The organism is Prevotella brunnea, from assembly GCF_008016795.1.
Taxonomy (GTDB): Bacteria; Bacteroidota; Bacteroidia; order Bacteroidales; family Bacteroidaceae; genus Prevotella; species Prevotella brunnea.
In genome coordinates, this window is record NZ_SDIK01000024.1 from 23,033 (window position 1) to 40,904 (window position 17,872).

The following is a 17,872-nucleotide window of genomic DNA, read 5'->3' on the forward strand; positions in this document are numbered from 1 at the left end:
TCTTGTCTCGGACAGGCGCAGGTGGTGATATAAGTTCATTGCGTATGGTTTTTAGTCAGTAAACAGCTGAATAACAAACCCATATAATTGAATATTTCTAATGGTAGTCATTAGAAAAAAGAACTAAAGTGGTTTCTAATGACTGATTGGGGTTTATTGATTTTCATTGATTGCTTTGATGTAGAACGAGAAACGTGATGAAACGACACTTTCGAATTCGGTAATGAGGAAGGCGACAGGGAACACTACTTGTGGCTTTTCTGTTCCATAAAAAAATTGTACCTTTGCAAGCGCAAGCGATTTGCGATGAATATACAAGATTTACAACAACTCTACGCACTGTTGCCACAGGTAGGTGCGTTGTGCAAAGTACTGGAAGACAAGTCGGCAAAGACGGTTTTCCTGCAAGGACTCGTGGCCTCAGCTACACCGATGTTTTTCGCCTCCGTTGCACAAAGATGGCTGAAAACGATACTTTTTGTGTTAAACGACAATGACGAGGCGGGATATTTCTACAACGATCTCAAGACGATTGCCATGCCAGAGGACGGCAAGGGGCAGACGGCAGAGGTACTGTTCTTCCCGTCGTCTTATCGACGTGCTGTGAAATACGGACAGCGTGATGCCGGAAACGAAATTCTGCGCACAGAGGTGCTTTCTCGATTGTCGGCTTTGGGAAACGATTTCGACAGGCAAGACTTTCCCCTGTACATTGTTACCGAGCCTGCGGCTTTGGCAGAACTGGTTGTTGCCAAACAAGGACTGAATGAAAAGACACTGACCTTATCCGTTGGAGCGGTTGTAAATGTAACGGAAATAGAGAAAACTTTGCGAGCTTATGGTTTCGAGCAGGTGGATTACGTGTACGAACCCGGGCAGTTTGCGGTGAGAGGAAGTATATTGGATGTTTATTCTTATTCAAGCGAACTGCCGTTCCGCATCGACTTCTTCGGTAACGACATTGATACGATTCGCACTTTTGAGGTAGAGAGCCAGCTCTCGCTCGGTAAGAAAGAGCGAGTGGAGATTGTGCCTGAGCTTACCTCTATCACGGAAGAGAGAGTCCCTTTCGCCCGGTTTCTTCCGGAAGAGACATTGCTTGTGATGAAAGACTTTTTGTTTGTTCGGGAAACGATAGAGCGAATTTATCATGAGGGATTTGCCTCGCAAGCCGTCATTGAGCAGATGGAAGATAAGACAGAGATGGAACAAAAAGAGTTGAGAGAGCAATTGAAAAGTATCTCCCTCCTCATTTCCGCTCATCAGTTCACCGGCGACGCACTAAACTTCAGGCGAATAGAATTCGGCGCGCATCGCACCGAGGATACTTCCATCATGGGCGGAGAGGCAACAATAAGTTTCGACATCACCCCGCAGCCGCTCTTTCACAAGAACTTCGACTTGCTCACCAAGACTTTGCAGGACTATCTTCTGCAAGGCTACAAGCTCTACATCCTTGCCGACAGCGAGAAACAGACTGCCCGACTGCGCGACATCTTCGATAATATAGGAAACGAAACAGGCAGAGAACACATTCCCTTCACACCCGTCAGTCGCACGCTGCACGAGGGGTTTATCGACAATTCTTTGAAAGTTTGTTGCTTCACCGACCATCAGATATTCGACCGTTTCCACAAATACAACCTTAAATCAGACAAGGCAAGGCAAGGCAAGATGGCACTGACGATGAAGGAATTGCAGGAGATGGAGCCGGGCGACTTCCTCGTTCATGTGGATTTCGGCATCGGAAAGTTTGCCGGACTCGTCCGTGTGCCGGCAGGAGACTCCTATCAGGAGATGATAAGATTAGTCTATCAGCACAACGACATAGTGGATGTGTCCATCCACTCGCTCTACAAAATCAGCAAATACCGGCGCGCCGACAGCGGAGAACAGCCGCGTCTTTCCGTTCTTGGCTCAGGAGCTTGGGAGCGGCTCAAGGAAAAGACCAAGAAACGCATCAAGGATATTGCACGCGACCTTATCAAGCTCTACGCCAAACGCCGACATGACAAGGGGTTTGCCTTCTCGTCCGACTCTTATATGCAGCACGAGCTGGAAGCATCTTTCCTCTACGAAGACACGCCCGACCAGCTGAAAGCAACGCAAGAGACGAAGCAAGACATGGAAAGCGCACGCCCGATGGACCGTCTCATCTGCGGAGATGTGGGCTTCGGAAAGACAGAAGTGGCAGTGCGGGCGGCCTTCAAAGCTGCCTGCGACGGCAAGCAGGTGGCAGTGCTCGTGCCGACAACGGTGCTTGCTTTTCAACATTTCCAGACGTTCAAGAAGCGGCTGAAAGATATGCCGGTAAGAGTGGATTATCTCTCGCGTGCCCGTTCGGCGAAGCAGACGAAAGAGGTTTTGGCAGACTTGGCAGAGGGGAAAATAGATATCCTCGTAGGCACACACAAGCTCATAGGCAAAAGCGTAAAGTGGAAAGACATCGGGCTACTCATCATCGACGAGGAACAGAAGTTCGGCGTATCGACCAAAGAGAAACTGCGCCAACTGAAATCGAACATCGACACGCTCACCATGTCGGCGACACCCATCCCCCGAACGCTCCAATTCTCACTGATGGGCGCAAGGGACATGAGCATCATGCGCACCCCTCCACCCAACCGCTATCCGATACAGACCGAGATACACACCTTCGGACATGAGGTCATCGCCGATGCCATCAACTTCGAGATGAGCCGCAATGGGCAAGTGTTCTTCGTAAACGACCGCATCGCCAATCTCCTGGAAATAGAGAAACTTATCAATAAGTATGTACCAGATTGCAGAGTGGGGATAGGACATGGGCAGATGAGACCGGAAGCATTAGAAGAGATCGTCATGGGATTCATGAACCACGATTACGACGTGCTGCTCTCAACAACCATCGTCGAGAATGGCATCGACATCTCAAACGCCAACACCATCATCATCAACGACGCCCACCGCTTCGGCCTTTCCGACCTGCACCAAATGCGCGGACGTGTGGGACGCTCGAACAAAAAAGCCTTCTGCTATCTGCTCGCCCCACCCCTCTCGGCCCTCAATCCCGAAGCGCGCCGCCGGCTGGAAGCTCTTGAGACTTTCTCCGACCTCGGAAGTGGCTTCAGCCTCGCCATGCAGGACCTCGACATACGCGGTGCGGGCAACCTGCTCGGCGCAGAGCAAAGCGGATTTATGGAAGACCTGGGCTACGAAACCTATCAGAAAATCCTCTCGCAAGCTGTGACCGAATTGAGAAACGATGAGTTCCAAGACCTTTATGCCGAAGAGATGGCCGAAGGAAAAGAGATAACGGGCGACGACTTCGTGGACGACTGCGCCATAGAAAGCGACCTGGAAATGTATTTCCCCGACACCTACGTTCCCGGCAGCAGCGAGCGGATGCTCCTCTACCGGGAGCTGGACAATATTGAGCGCGACGAGGAACTCGATGCCTACCGCAAACGATTGGAAGACCGCTTCGGCCCCGTCCCCCGTCAAGGCGAGGAGCTGATGCAAGTCGTGGCCCTCCGTCGCATCGGCAGACGATTAGGCTGCGAGAAAATCATGCTCAAGCAAAGCACCCTCCAACTACAATTCGTCTCCAACCCCGACAGTGCCTACTACAAGAGCCGCGCCTTCGGCCGATGCCTCGACTACATCGGTCGCAACGCCCGCCGCTGCACGCTGAAAGAAAAGTACGGAAAGCGGTTCATGGTTGTCAGCGGTGTGAAATCGGTCGGCGAAGGCGTATTCGTCCTGCGCGAGATAGAGAAAGGATAAGACAAAAAAGCAGAACACAATTGATAACATCTCTCAACGAGCGGACAAACAAAATATTTTGCCCACAACTAATAAACCGTGCGAACAGTTCAATCGCTGCTGGAAATGTGTGAAGAGTCGCTTTGGTTTGCCAAGGCTTTCGACTTCTTAAGGAAAGCGGCAACAAGGAACGGAAGAATATTAACAACGCCCACAATAACAAAGAATCTCCGATAGCCTACATATTCTTGTAGGATGCCCGTAAACCAACCGGACGACATCAGAGAGAAAGCAGCCAACGCACTTGCCATGGAGAATTTGAACACGGAATATTTGCCACGCGAACAATAGAATAGCAGGAATAAATATGCCGTAATGCCGTAGCCAAAACCAAACTGTTCCACAACAACGCAAGCATTCACGATGGAAAGTGTGGAGATGAAATTATGGCTAAGATAGATGAACAGCAGTTTAGGCAGCGTGAGCGCAACCGTCATGGACCACAGACAACGTCTTAAACCATATCGCCGTACATATTTAACGCCCAATGCCAATCCGAAGATAGAAGCAAAAGCCCCCAATGTGCCTTGCGTCAAGCCCAATTCCTGTGGCGACAGACTAAGTCCGCCATTGCTACCCGGATCGATGAGAAACAAGGGGGCGATGCGAAAGAACATCCCCTCGGGTATTAGGAAAAACAAAAGAAAACAAAGCAAAGCCATATAATCCGGCAACTGCATAAAAGCGGTCTTGGTTTCCATCCACCATCGCTTTGTCATTCCACTCCATAGGGCTATGGAGGGCTTATCTTTCACGCGAGGAATCATAAAGAAATGATAAAGAAACAAAACAAGAAACGTGAGAGATAGGAAACGAAAGGTCAGCGTCCAAGAAGTGATTACCGACCGTTTCAGCACTTCCAAATTGCCGGCTATCATCGTGGGGATGCCCAAACCAACAACCACCGACAAGAGCAGAAAGGCACCAAAGACTCCGGGCATACGCGTCTGACGCGAGTTAAGATACTGTCTATAGAACCGAGCTATCGCTACATCATGCACCACCGCACCACATCCCATGATGAAAAAAAACACCGCAGTGAGCAATGACCAATGCCGGGAGGAGATGCTGCTCGCCACACCAAACATGCAAAAAGCCATCAGCAGTTCCATCGCCAATATCCAAGAACGCCTTGTAGAGTAGCCGTTCACCACGCGTCCAAGAAGGGGGCGGAGAATGAAAGGAACGAAAAACCACGAGGTGTTGAGTGTGATGGTACCATTCGACTGCCCCATACGATTATAAAAAACCAACGATACCAAAAAGACTATAACATAGGGCAGTCCGCGGGTAAAATGTACCGTGGACAGCCATAGCCAATCGCGCCTTTTACAGTTATCAGTCATCGTTCAATATATTTTTTCTATGCTCGCCCCCCGATAATAGTGTAGCAGTATTTCCTTGTATTCATAACCTTTCGCGCCCATCACGGCAGCACCAATCTGACAAAGTCCAACGCCGTGTCCCCAACCGGCACCAACAATATGGAACTTTTGAGCGACACCATTAATGAAGTCGCTTTTTTCTACTACAAACGCCGAACTGTATAAATGCGATTTGCTCAAAACGCGACGTATTTCAAGCTCTTTTCCTATGGTAAGACTGCGTTCCGTTCCCACTATTCGCAAACGAAAAATACGCCCACTCACCCCTCTTTCAAGCGGTATGAGGTCTATTATCTTGCCAAATTTTATACCTGTCTTTTCCTCTATCAACGCCGACAATGTTTGTTGATCGTAGTCTTGCGTCCAACGATAGAAATCCTGAGTTTCTTGATCAAAATCATTGAGCACTTGGCGCAGTATGCTCGCATCCTTAGTGTTGCAGAAAGCCTGTGGGGAAGATAAGATCCACTTACGAGCGTTTTCCTCATTGGTCAAATCTGAAACCAACGTATTGTCGGGCATCGTGTCGGGAAGAGATACCAAATAGGGCTTTTTGATATTCTCCCAACAATACTGAAACTCCTCAGTTGCTCCTCCACAGCATTTACTGTAACGAGCATCGCAAATTTTCCCATCGTAAGTAAGTATCTCTCCGGACGTCCGGCGGATGGCTTCTGCCACATGTCGATTGGCAGACTTGGTAATTCCTTGATAACGTTGACAATGATCATCGGCACAAACATCGAAAATGGTGTGGTCTTCACGGTCATACCAACGTATCAATTCATCGTCCTTATTAATTAAGGAGAAAGCTGTCCGCTTACATTCCCCCATCCGCTTTCTTTTTTCTATCTGTGCCAAAAGCCAACTTCTCGATATTACAGCGTGCGCCTTGAGCAACTCGAGCGAAGAAGTGGCACGCATCTCACTGGAGATAACACTCGTTAGATAGGTTTCTACGGGTAATTCGTTGATGGCGCATATCTTGTCATTGGCTATCACCAAGCGCAAATCCCCTTGAAAGGTTTGAGCTTCCTTTCGTTCCCAATGAAAGTTTACACCAATAGTTACGTCTTCGAGCGTGATAGACGCTGACTCCGCTTTGGCTACAAAAGAAAGTTCACGATACTTCTGCCCATGCCAAAGGATTTCGCTTTCCTTCAATATCACGATTTGTTTGCCCGAACTATCTCGTCCATTTACTTCAAAAGTGCCGTTGAGCGTGAAATGTAGTTCTTCCCCACTCACAATGCCGACCTTTACAATAGGTTCACGATATGGAAAACGAGCACGCATCAATTTTTGATTGTGTTTTCTTATCTTCCCACAGACCTCTTCCATCTGTCCGGGTGATAGTACGACTTCGCTCATGATTTCTTTTAAATGCTCTGCTGTAATCCTATCAAAATCTTCTTTTCTGGGAAGAATAAGCAAACCGCCCATATCCAAAGCTCCCGGGCTGATGAGATATTGTTTTTCTCCGGACGCAAAATAGCAGTCCGGGCGATGTTTGCGACGTGGGAAAACAATGGAAAGCGTATCGGCACCATCTTTCCATACGATGATGTTCATCATCGGCTCGGCATCGCCATTGCAAAGAGGCAGAGCATCGTAAACCATTCGGAACATTTGCTCATCGGTGGTAACGGAACGACTTCTGATAACTATGGCAGGGTAAGCAAAGTTTTTTATCAATGATATGCTCTCATGCTCGTTCTGCCTCAACAACACTTCAGCATTATCGTTCAGTCGGTTCCACATTCTCCGCAAAGGCAGGGTGTTGCTTGAGCCTCCCTGAAAATGAAGATGGTCGGGAGCACTCGCTCCACACTTGGGTCCGTTGTAAAAGAACATCCACCCCGGATGGGCGTTCGCCAATCGGTGCAGAGTGGCATAGTGTCCGGCAATCCGCTGTGGCTGATGCTGTTTGCAGGCAATGGTAAAATGTATGGGAAGAATGGGGAAAGGATTCACAAGAATATCGAATTCCTCATTGAAAGACTTCACCATCTGTTCTTCCGGACGATTGGAATCGCACAGGAAGCATGGACGAGTGGCAATGGCAATCTTGTCTATCTTTGCCCCGGTACTCACCATCCGTGCCGGATTGAACTGCGTTTCCAGTTCGCCCAGCGTGCGTGTGTGCACAGATTTCAAATCAGCGTATCGCTTTTTGGCGTCGTTCCACTTATCCAACTGGCTGTAAAAAAAAGGCTTCAGCTCCTCCTCATTCTCCTCATCGCCACCTTTGTTCAGTTCTTGGCGGGCAAGAAGCTCTATGGTGCGTATCCTATCTTTATACAAATTGTTGGAATTTATTTTCTCCACGCTCAATGCCGCATCGCTGTTACCTCCCCACCGGCGACACAAATAGAGTTCCTCATAGATGCGCCCGATACGATACTGACGACTGAAAGCCAAGCCTACGGCATAATCTTCACCATAACTTGTGTTTGGAAATCTTACTTCTCGCGCCAAAGGGGTGTAGAAAGCGCGAGGAGCTCCCAAGCCGTTGATGCGCAAGGCATTGTTGCACCCATTTGCCTCCGTCCATTCCGTATGGTCGATCAGTCCCGGTGGTAAGGTATTCAACTCAAAATCGCACATACGATACGAACCAATTATCATTGCTGCCTTTTGTTCTCGAAAAGCATGAACAATCTTCCGCAACGTGGCGTTCGAAGAATAAAGATCATCGCTGTCCAATTGCACGGCAAATCGTCCGCAACGAGCATCGTCAATGGCATAGTTCCAACATCCTCCGATACCCAAATCATTCCTGTGAGGAATAAGATGAATCAGTCTTTCGTCAGTTCTTGCCATCTTGGAGAGGATAGCCGTAGTGCTGTCCGTGGAATGATTATCCACCACTATCACGTTGTATTTGAAATCGACCTGCTGTTTCAGTGCCGATTCCACGGCATCATGAATGGTTTTTTCACGATTGAAAACGGGAATAACGACAGAGGCTTCCACTTCAAATCCATCCTCTTTAAAATCGGGTTGGATGTATTTCTCCGTATCAATCAAGGCGCCCATCGCCGAGAGGTGATTCGTAACGGCTTTTTCCATCTCTATCTGAACATCTCGATTGCGTGGGTTTACGTAATCGAACTGTTTTTCACCACTCGCTCGCAGGTCGTTCTCTTCCTCTATGTAAAGGTATTCGTTCAAATGGAAGATCTTCCCCGCCCTACTTAGGAACAGGCGCAGGTCGTACCACCCGGCAAACTTATAATCGTTCGTGCCGATATACCGCTCATATTCTTTCAAGCCATCGGTGGCTATCAAGACCAGCGATCCAAAGTCGAAGTCATCGCGAACGCTACCTGCCTGATAATCAATCGTGGGGTGCTTCACCGTCTTGCCATCTTCCACCGAATAGCGGTCGGCATACACCATTTTGGCACCGGTAGCCGAAGCCACTTGCAGCAATCGCTCCAAAGCGTGATGTCCCGGTATTACCGGTGAACTCTTCATGCAGAACAACACGTACTCGGCTGAAGCGTGATGCGCCATGGCACACATTGTCTTGGCAGACAGGAAATAATCTGTGGCAATGGTTTTCACGTTTTCCGGAAGTCTCATGGTGGCTTCCATGTCGTCGGAAATAAGCAAATAAACCTGTTCAACCGCACTACACGATCGGAACGGCTCCGTTAATTTTTCCGCTGTTCGCAGGTCTTCGCAAGAAAGGAAGCAATCTATTTTCTTTTTTATGTTCATTTGATTATAATCATTGATGAGAAGCACTCCTGATGAGTCAGGAAATGTCTATGCAAAGATAGGATAGAAATGTGAGAATAACGAAAAATTTATGGGTTTTTAGAGTGGAAAAGCAATTGTAACCACCCTCATCAACAAAGGGGGAGAGATTGATATGTTTGCAAACATATCCGCTTATTCCCTCTTTTATCTTCCATTCTTTACCTCTTTTAAGGGGAATAGATTCGCCTTAAAGAAGCCATCGAAGGGAAGAGATGCGCCAAAAAGTCATAAATTTCTGACAAACTGACATGAAATATCATTTGGTATGCAACTTGTCTTTATAGTGAGTGAAAACATTAGACAACCCTTTAAAGAATAGGAGATAAAGATTATGTATAGAAACTCATGGTTACCGGAAGTATTCAACGACTTCTTTTACAACAACAACATGCCCAAGGCAAATGCTACTGCCCCTGCCATCAACGTTTTGGAGTCTGATAAGGATTATAAAGTGGAATTAGCGGCACCGGGGTTGTGCAAGGATGATTTTGAAATAAACATCAATAACGATGGTGATTTGACCATTAAGATGGAAAAGAAAGAGGATGTGAACGAGCAGAAAGCCCATTATCTTCGTCGCGAGTTCTCCTACAGCAAATACGAGCAAACGCTTATATTGCCGGATGATGTGAACAAGGAGAAGATTGGAGCGAAGATGAACGATGGTGTTTTGGTTATCACCTTACCGAAGCTGGAGCAGAACATTAAGAAGATTGCTCGCCAGATTGAAGTGGGCTAATCAGTCAGATAAGTGTAGTTGTTAGGTTAAGCCTCGGACGTTATGACGTTCGGGGCTTTTTCATACTGCATGAGATTGCCTATGGCTGAAGAATGGGTTTCGTTCCTGCCGATTAGAGTCAGAAACGCGTCATGAATTCGATCACAAACTTGTCTTTTTCCGATGGTTTCGGTATGCCGTCTTTCCCATAAAAATACTTTTCATAATTCAGTCGGATATCCGAGATGAAAGGTTTGTCGAGACTGAGTGTTACCCCTCCCGTAACACGCGACCGCTTGTAGTCGGTAATGCGCATTTCGCCCGCTTCGTTTTCCTTCCCATCAAGATAACGAATGCCATCGCTATGGTCGTTCATGAAATCATAACGAAGCAGTGGCGACACCTTGACGAAGAACTTATTGCGTAACTTAATGTCATAATTTACAAAGGCATCCACCGCATGAACGGGATGGAAAGCCCCAGCATCATAGTGTTTATAAAGATATTCCAATTCCACATGCCAATTGTGCCCGTGATAATAAGTGCCTACATCATACATCATCACGGATATATGGTCGGGCTTTATCTTCTGCGTACTCAACGTGAGATTAAAACCGTGCGGAAAAAAGATTTGCGCCTTGGCGGAATAGTTCACACTGTTTGTCCAATAATCTTTCTGATTGGTGAGTCCGGACCCATTGAAAGCTCCTGCTTCCAAACGGATGGGAAATCCCACGTTGAACGTATAACCCAGCGTCGCGCCCACATCGCGGACATTACCTACTTGTTTGGCAATGAAGGAGCGATTGGCGAAATATTGTTGATGAGGAGAGCGATGGGCATCGATGGTAAACGGAACGCGCATCTGTCCGATGGTGAAGTCGAATTTGCTTATGGGTGTCAGTCGTGTATAAGCGTCCAACATCTTAATCTTTCCCTCATCGGAAAGGTCTATCTCAGCTTTGTAGCTCACCCAGTGGTTCACTTTTCCGTCAAGACTGACTCGCGCCGTGCGCACCTGAAATCTTCCTTTCTTGTCTTGTGGTTGATATTCGTACTTACCGCGAACTGTTCCGTGAACATGAACCGCCCGATCAATATCGTTCTCTTCTTGAGCATGAACAGGTGTCGCAATCAAAGCGACAGCCACCGCGATACTCACCAAATAATTGTGCATAACCGGTATATTTTTATTTTGGCGCAAAATTACATATCAATTGTTAAATACACGTAACATTCTTATTAAAAATATATTTCAATTTACACAAGCTAACCTCTCCGGTGAGAAATCGGTTGCCTTACATGAAGTGTGTCATTCGGGTTTTTACGATAATCCCTTATCGGTTTTTAAGGAATAATTACGACAAGGTTTTCACACGATAGCAATATCGACAGCCATCGCTTCGCGAAAGCTAAGATATTGCTTGTTAAAAGCTAAGCTTTTGGAGGGCAAAAGGTAAGCTTTTAAAGTGCAAAAGCTAAGCTTTTGAAAAGCATGTTGTAAGTATCTGATTATCAATGATGTTCATGGGGCATATTTTTCACTCCATCAATATGCCTTCCGGCTCGATGATTGACTGCTGAATATGCACGCATAATTTCTCATTCCGCATGCTGAAAATAGACAAGAGAAATGGCTTGCCAAAATTGATGATTAGAAACCAATGAAAATAAGCAAACAATTCTTTAATGACCGATTTACGATATTATTACAATTTTGTAACAGAATTGTAGTAGTATTGTAACAGAATAGACAAGCTAAATTAGCCGAATTCTTAGTAATTTTGCACAAACAAACTAAGCAGGTATGAAAGAGGAGAAGAAAAAGATTAATGATATTCTCAAAAAAAGTGCTGAACGAGAAAACAAATTCGAGAATTTAGTGCTAAATTTGGCGTTGAAACAAATCAAAGGCGCGTACAAAGATGAAGCCGGTGTTTATTATTCCAAAAAGAAGAAACACTTGCTGACGGCATCAAAGGCGTTGGAAGGTCGCTATGTGATAGCCGATGGCGTTCAGGTAATTGACGACAATGCCTTTTGGGGATGCGCATATTTAGAAGAGGTGGTAATCCCATCATCGGTGGTTGAGATTGGCAGCGAGGCTTTCAGTCGATGTATTTCACTGAAGAAGCTCGTCATTCCCAAATCGGTAAACCTACTGGGCAACAATCCTTTCGTTGATTTATCCTCCGATACCATTGTTTCAGAGTCGGATAAGTTTGTTATCGATAACAAAATGCTGCTCTCATCCGACAGAAAGACGCTCTATTCTTATCTGACGGATGCCTCTTTGGCAATCATTCCCAAAACCGTTGAAGAGATACGCGACCTTGCTTTCACGCGCAGACGCAAGCTGACCAAGGTAGAAATACCGGAAGGCGTAAAAGTCATTGGCAGCGACGCATTCTCGGATTGTGATGCTTTGGAAGAAGTAATCATCCCCTCCACGGTGGAAACCATAGAGAACTATGCCTTTGCGGAATGCGACAAGCTGAAGACGGTAACCCTGAAAGGAAACATCAGAAACCTCAGCCCGCGCACCTTCGCAGACACAGAGCGACTGCATAGGATTTATGTGCCCAAAGGCTTCAGAGAGAAGGTCATCAAACAATTGCACCTATCAGAAGAAAACGATGATATCGTAATGGAAAAGTTCACGAATGAATAAATATTTACCCTCTACTTAATTATAGAGAAAATGACTAAATCCAAGAAAAAGATAATTAATTATGTGGAAAGGGATGTGAGTTGGATGTATTTCAATCACAGAATCCTGCAAGAAGCTCGCAAGAAAGAGGTACCTTTACTTGAAAGACTCTCTTTCTTAGGTATCTATTCCAACAACCTCGATGAATTCTTTCGTGTAAGAATGGCATCGCTCAACCGCATAATAGAGTCGGGAAACGTAAGCCATGAAACGGCACAGAAAATAAAACACACCATCAAGACCATAACAAGACTCAACGAAGAATTTAACATCGAGTACGGACAAGCCACCGACGAGGTAAATGAAGAACTGGAAGAGCACAACATTCGCATCATCAATGAAACGCAACTTAACGAAGAACAAAAAACGTTCTTGAAACAACTCTACTACGATAAGCTGAACGGATCTACCAATCCACTTTGGTTCAACGCAATAGACGATTTCTCAGTACTGGAAGACAACCGCATCTATCTTGCCGTAAAGAAAACCGGACGCGTAACGAACAAAGTGAAATATGCCATTATCAAGATACCCGATCGTGTCTATGGACGATTCATCCGCGTACCCGAATCCGACGGATACGATAACATCATGTATTTGGACGACGTCATCCGGTTTTGTCTCCCATTGGTTTTCATCGGTTCGGAAGAAAGCGACTACGAAGCTTACTCCTTTAAATTCACCAAAGATGCAGAGATGGAAGTGGACAATGAAGCTGACTACGGACTCATGGAACGCATCGCGCTGGGCGTAGATAGCAGGAAACGAGGAGAGCCCATCCGCGTAGTGTATGACCGAGAGATGCCCAAAGAACTTCGCAAAAAGGTCATGGAACGACTCAACGCAAAAGAATTGGACACCCTCTTGGGTGCAGGCAGATACCAAAATCACAAGGACTTGATGGCTTTCCCCAACTGTGGACACAGCGAATTGAGCTATCCGAAATGGAAACCCATCATGAAACCCGAATTCATGTCCGATGACAGCCTGCTGACACTTATTCGAGAAAAAGACCGTTTCATCCACGTGCCTTACCATTCCTTCAACGCCTACATCCGATTGCTCCGCGAAGCGGCCTTGCGACCGGAAGTAAAGGAAATCAAAACCACGCTTTACCGATTGGCAAAAGATAGCAAAGTGGTGAAAGCACTTATCTGCGCAGCAAGGAATGGGAAAAAGGTAACAGCGGTAGTGGAACTGTTGGCGCGATTCGACGAGGAAAGCAACATCAAGTGGAGCAAGAGGATGCAGGAAGAGGGCGTGAACGTCATCTTTGGTATCGAGGGACTGAAAATCCACTCCAAACTATTGCACATCACCACCAAGCATGGGAATATTGCCTGCGTGGGAACCGGAAATTTTCATGAGGGAAACGCCAAATGCTACACGGACTATCTGATGATGACGGCACGACCAAGAATCGTCAATGAGGTGCAACGCGTATTCGACTTCATAGACAAGCCATTCTCACAAATGCGCTTCAGAGAGCTAATGGTATCGCCCAACTCCATGAAAAACCGGATAATAAGACTGCTGAACACAGAAATAAAGAACGCGCGGGAAGGTAAAGAAGCATGGCTGAAGATGAAAATCAATCACATTACCGACACCGACATCGTGAACAAACTTTATGAGGCATCACGAGCGGGGGTAAAAATCGACATCGTCATTCGAGGCAACTGCTCCATAGTCCCCGGCATACCGGGACTGAGCGAGAACATTCGAGCCGTGGGTATCATCGACCGCTATTTGGAACACTCGCGCATCCTCATCTTTTGCAATGGAGGCAACCCAAAATATTACATCGGTTCCGCGGATTGGATGCCACGCAACCTAATTAATCGCATCGAAGTAATGTCGCCGGTATTCGATGAAGAGATAAGAAAGGACTTGCGTCGCACCATAGAATACGGATTGCGCGACACCACCAATGCCAGAATCGTGGATGGATTCGGAACAAACGAAATACAAAAGCCCACAGAGGGCGAACAACCTTTCCGCTCACAAGAAGAGTTGTACAAGACTTATTGCGCGGAAACTGAACAAAAAGACTACAAATGATGAGACAAAGAATAGCGAAAACCGAAATTTATACAGACGACCACAAGCCGCACAATTTGGCAGCGATAGACATCGGGTCGAATGGGGCACGCTTGCTGATAAAACACTTCGATGACAACGCGCCGGAATTTGAGCGCATAAAACGCGTGATGTTCATTCGTGTACCACTACGTTTAGGTAAGGACGTGTTCACACTAGGAAAAATATCGAAGGAACGCTACAACATGATGCTTCACATGCTGAAGGGTTTCAAGCATTTCATGCGCTTGAACAAGGTGGAAGAGTTCCGCGCGTGTGCAACGGCGGCAATGCGAGATGCCGACAATGGCAAAAAGGTGATGAAAAACCTTGAAAAGAAAACCGGAATTAAACTTGAGATTATTCGAGGGGAAGAGGAAGCGAAACTACTCTTCAACAACATCGTGGAGAACCCGAATTATAACAACGGAAACTATGCCTACGTGGATGTGGGTGGAGGAAGCACGGAGATTTCTCTGCTCCATAACGGCGAGCTGTTGCAGAGCCGCTCGTTCGATATGGGAACACTTCGCCTACTCAGCGGACAAGTAACAAGGGAAACGAAGCATGAGATGATAAGCATGCTTACCAATTATATGCAGGAACATCCTCACACAACTATCATCGGTTCGGGAGGCAACATCAACAAACTCTACAAACTCACTCGCGGCGAAGAAGATACCAAGATAATGAAAGTGAGCGACCTGCGAGATATTTATGAAAAACTGACAGCACTGAACATTGAAGAACGCAAGCAGCAATATGGTTTGAAAGACGATCGCGCTGATGTTATCATTCCTGCTTCAGAGGTATTCCTCACAATTGCAGATGCCTTGCAATGCGACAAGATTACCGTTCCAAACATCTCGCTCGCCGATAGCATCGTAGATGGTCTGTACCGGGAGAGAAAGGGGCAATACAACTACGAACAGACACAACAAACAATGAATCAACTCGTTATTGGCAATGAGGATGAAGCAATGGAATAACACAATTGACACAGATTGAAAGCCGAGCAATACTCGCAAACAGAAAGCGCGTTAGACATGGAAAAGCCCCGATAGGTATAGAAACTTATCGGGACTTTTGCATCTTTTTTCTATTTTTTCGATCGTGTTGTTCTCCCACCACATACATTATCATAATATAGATGTAGGAGAAAAGTCGGTTATTTATAGATTTCTGCCAACTTATTTTGCAAATCCTCACCTCGCAAATCGCTTGCTACAATTTTCCCCTGAGGGTCTAACAGCACGTTAGAAGGGATGGAACGAATGCCGTAAGCCGCTGAAGCCGCGCTTTGCCAACCTTTCAAGTCGGACATCTGATGCCATTTCATACCTAACTTCTCTACACCCGCCGTCCATTTGTCTTTTTTATTGTCGAAACTAACACCGACTACGTCGAAACCCTTAGCGTGATATTTCTCATAAGCTGCCACAACGTTCGGCATTTCCTGACGACAGGGTCCACACCAACTTGCCCAAAAGTCCACAAGCACATAGTTGCCCTTTCCTACCCATTGACTCAGCTTCACGGTCTTGTCATTCATATCATTCATGGTGAGGTCTGTGAACATCAATCCGGGTCTTCTAAGTTCCAAAGAGGCAAGTTGCGACTTAGCCTGCTTCAGCACTTCATCGTTATAGTAACCGCTTGTCGGATCAAGAGCTTCTTTCAATTCCTCGTAACTCATATCGTACATGGCATCAGCCACATATTTTGCAGGGAAAGAGGTAGCCTTGAACTTCCGCATGATTTCCAATGTGGCAGCCAACTGTACCTCAGTAAGCGAGTCGGCTTTGGTCATGATAGCCTGCAGCTGCTGTTTTTCAGCATCGGTGAATGTTTTCGGATCTTTTTTGCTGAGTGCTTTGTATGCCGTTTGCAAATCATTGAACTCGGACTCAATCTTATTCATTTTTTCCTCATACGGCTTTGTGTCTGCAGATTGTGCGTTTGCCACAAATACTTGTGCCACCAATATCGCGGCTAAGAAAATCTTTTTCATACTTATCTGTTTTATTTGAATGTTACGTTTCGACTATCTCGCGTCCGCAAAGATAGCTTTTTAGATGCAAAAATAAGGAATTGATTGATAAAAGCACTATTATTTAAGATTTTTTTGTACCTTTGCCTCACTTTATTCATAGGGGTACTTGCAAAACCCTCTTTAACAAAACAAGAAAATGACACAGAAAAAACAACAAGTGAGTGTGCTGTTCATGCTTTTCAGCATCCTATTCTGCGTTTGCCTCATAGCGGCAAACATCCTTGAAACCAAGCAAATTTCGGTATTAGGCATCAGTTTGACAGGCGGTCTCATCGTCTTTCCCATTTCCTACATCATCAACGACTGTGTGTGCGAGGTGTGGGGATTTCGCAAAGCCCGCCTACTGATTTGGACCGGCTTCGCCATGAATTTCTTTTTTGTTGCCATGGGAGCCTTGTGCGACTGGATACCGGGTGCGCCCTATTGGACTAACGAAGAGGGATTCCATGCCGTCTTTGGTTTGGCTCCACGCGTTGCGGCAGCGTCTTTCGCAGCTTTCATCATCGGTTCGTTTGCCAATGCTTACGTAATGAGCAAAATGAAGATTCGCCACGGTGGGAAACGCTTCTCACTCCGCGCCATCTTGAGTACCATAGCCGGAGAGACGTGCGACTCAATCATATTCTTCCCCTTGGCATTGGGTGGCGTTGTTCCCACAGAAGAACTTCCAAAGCTCATGTTGTGGCAGGTGCTGCTGAAAACCCTCTACGAGATCATCGCCCTTCCGCTGACAATCCGAATAGTGAAGAAGCTCAAGGAGCACGAAGGCGAAGACACTTACGACAACGGTATCAACTACAGCATTTGGAAAATATTCAGCCTTGGTTGAAAAGCGACATCTTCCTGCATAAAACAACATTTATCAATATATGGAAAGAAAAGACGAGGGGCTTCGCCAATTGGGAGGCAAAACCGCATATCGCACGGACTACGCCCCGGAAGTGCTTGAAGCATTTGAGAACAAACATCAGGAGAATGATTATTGGGTACAGTTCAACTGCCCCGAGTTTACAAGTCTTTGTCCGATTACGGGGCAACCCGACTTCGCGGAAATCCGCATCGCCTACATCCCAAACGTAAGGATGGTGGAGAGCAAAAGTTTGAAACTCTATCTTTTCAGTTTCCGCAATCACGGCGACTTTCATGAAGACTGCGTGAACATCATCATGAAAGATCTCATCAAGTTGATGGCTCCCAAATACATTGAAGTAACCGGTATCTTCACCCCGCGTGGTGGTATCAGCATCTATCCCTACGCCAATTATGGGCAACCCGGCACGAAATACGAAAGAATGGCGGAGAAAAGGTTAATGAATCGCTAATTTTCAAGAGACTCTGCAAGTTCCAAAACGAAG

The 17,872-nt window shown here is 46.3% G+C and carries 11 protein-coding genes; 7 read left to right on the top strand and 4 right to left on the bottom strand.

What is annotated here, in order from left to right:
- The first annotated feature begins 306 nt into the window (after positions 1-306).
- The gene (gene mfd / locus ETF27_RS03960) at positions 307-3,765 is read left to right on the top strand and encodes a transcription-repair coupling factor (protein ID WP_130829574.1); all 3,459 of its coding nucleotides are present in this window, start codon (positions 307-309) and stop codon (positions 3,763-3,765) included.
- 89 nt (positions 3,766-3,854) lie between these two features.
- Here the strand turns inward: mfd and ETF27_RS03965 are convergent, their stop codons facing one another.
- Together ETF27_RS03965 and ETF27_RS03970 are read right to left on the bottom strand one after the other, a co-directional pair.
- The gene (locus ETF27_RS03965; protein ID WP_130829575.1) at positions 3,855-5,150 is read right to left on the bottom strand and encodes an MFS transporter; all 1,296 of its coding nucleotides are present in this window, start codon (positions 5,148-5,150) and stop codon (positions 3,855-3,857) included.
- A 3-nt stretch (positions 5,151-5,153) separates the two neighbouring features.
- Positions 5,154-8,915: a DUF4922 domain-containing protein gene (locus tag ETF27_RS03970; RefSeq protein ID WP_130829576.1), complete on the bottom strand. Its 3,762-nt coding sequence runs from the start codon at positions 8,913-8,915 to the stop codon at positions 5,154-5,156.
- A 373-nt stretch (positions 8,916-9,288) separates the two neighbouring features.
- On the opposite strand from ETF27_RS03970, the gene ETF27_RS03975 reads away from it, so the two are divergent.
- The gene (locus tag ETF27_RS03975; protein WP_130829577.1) at positions 9,289-9,696 is read left to right on the top strand and encodes an Hsp20/alpha crystallin family protein; all 408 of its coding nucleotides are present in this window, start codon (positions 9,289-9,291) and stop codon (positions 9,694-9,696) included.
- A 118-nt stretch (positions 9,697-9,814) separates the two neighbouring features.
- On the opposite strand, the gene ETF27_RS03980 is transcribed toward ETF27_RS03975, so the two are convergent.
- The gene (locus tag ETF27_RS03980; RefSeq protein ID WP_130829578.1) at positions 9,815-10,852 is read right to left on the bottom strand and encodes a porin; all 1,038 of its coding nucleotides are present in this window, start codon (positions 10,850-10,852) and stop codon (positions 9,815-9,817) included.
- 630 nt (positions 10,853-11,482) lie between these two features.
- Here ETF27_RS03980 and ETF27_RS03985 point away from each other — a divergent pair.
- Genes ETF27_RS03985 through ETF27_RS03995 form a run of 3 tightly spaced genes read left to right on the top strand, consistent with a single transcriptional unit; the run spans position 11,483 to position 15,453 of the window.
- Complete coding sequence (locus ETF27_RS03985) at positions 11,483-12,346, top strand: leucine-rich repeat domain-containing protein (protein WP_130829579.1); 864 nt, start codon at positions 11,483-11,485, stop codon at positions 12,344-12,346.
- Between the two features lie 30 nt (positions 12,347-12,376).
- Positions 12,377-14,446: an RNA degradosome polyphosphate kinase gene (locus ETF27_RS03990; protein WP_130829580.1), complete on the top strand. Its 2,070-nt coding sequence runs from the start codon at positions 12,377-12,379 to the stop codon at positions 14,444-14,446.
- Positions 14,443-15,453 carry a Ppx/GppA phosphatase family protein gene (locus tag ETF27_RS03995; protein WP_240048122.1) on the top strand — a complete coding sequence of 337 codons (1,011 nt, stop codon included), beginning with the start codon at positions 14,443-14,445 and terminating at the stop codon, positions 15,451-15,453. The genes ETF27_RS03990 and ETF27_RS03995 overlap by 4 nt, the downstream gene beginning before the upstream one ends.
- 179 nt (positions 15,454-15,632) lie before the next feature.
- Here ETF27_RS03995 and ETF27_RS04000 read toward each other — a convergent pair whose 3' ends face one another.
- Positions 15,633-16,475, bottom strand: a complete 843-nt coding sequence (locus tag ETF27_RS04000) for a TlpA family protein disulfide reductase (protein ID WP_130829581.1) — start codon at positions 16,473-16,475, stop codon at positions 15,633-15,635.
- Positions 16,476-16,653: 178 nt separating this feature from the next.
- Between ETF27_RS04000 and ETF27_RS04005 the strand changes: the two genes are divergently transcribed.
- Both ETF27_RS04005 and queF read left to right on the top strand, forming a co-directional pair.
- Positions 16,654-17,346 (top strand): queuosine precursor transporter, encoded by a 693-nt coding sequence (locus ETF27_RS04005; RefSeq protein WP_130829582.1) that lies wholly within the window; start codon positions 16,654-16,656, stop codon positions 17,344-17,346.
- 40 nt (positions 17,347-17,386) lie between these two features.
- Positions 17,387-17,839, top strand: coding sequence for a preQ(1) synthase (gene queF, locus ETF27_RS04010; RefSeq protein ID WP_130829583.1), 453 nt, complete (start codon positions 17,387-17,389; stop codon positions 17,837-17,839).
- The last annotated feature ends 33 nt before the right edge of the window (positions 17,840-17,872 follow it).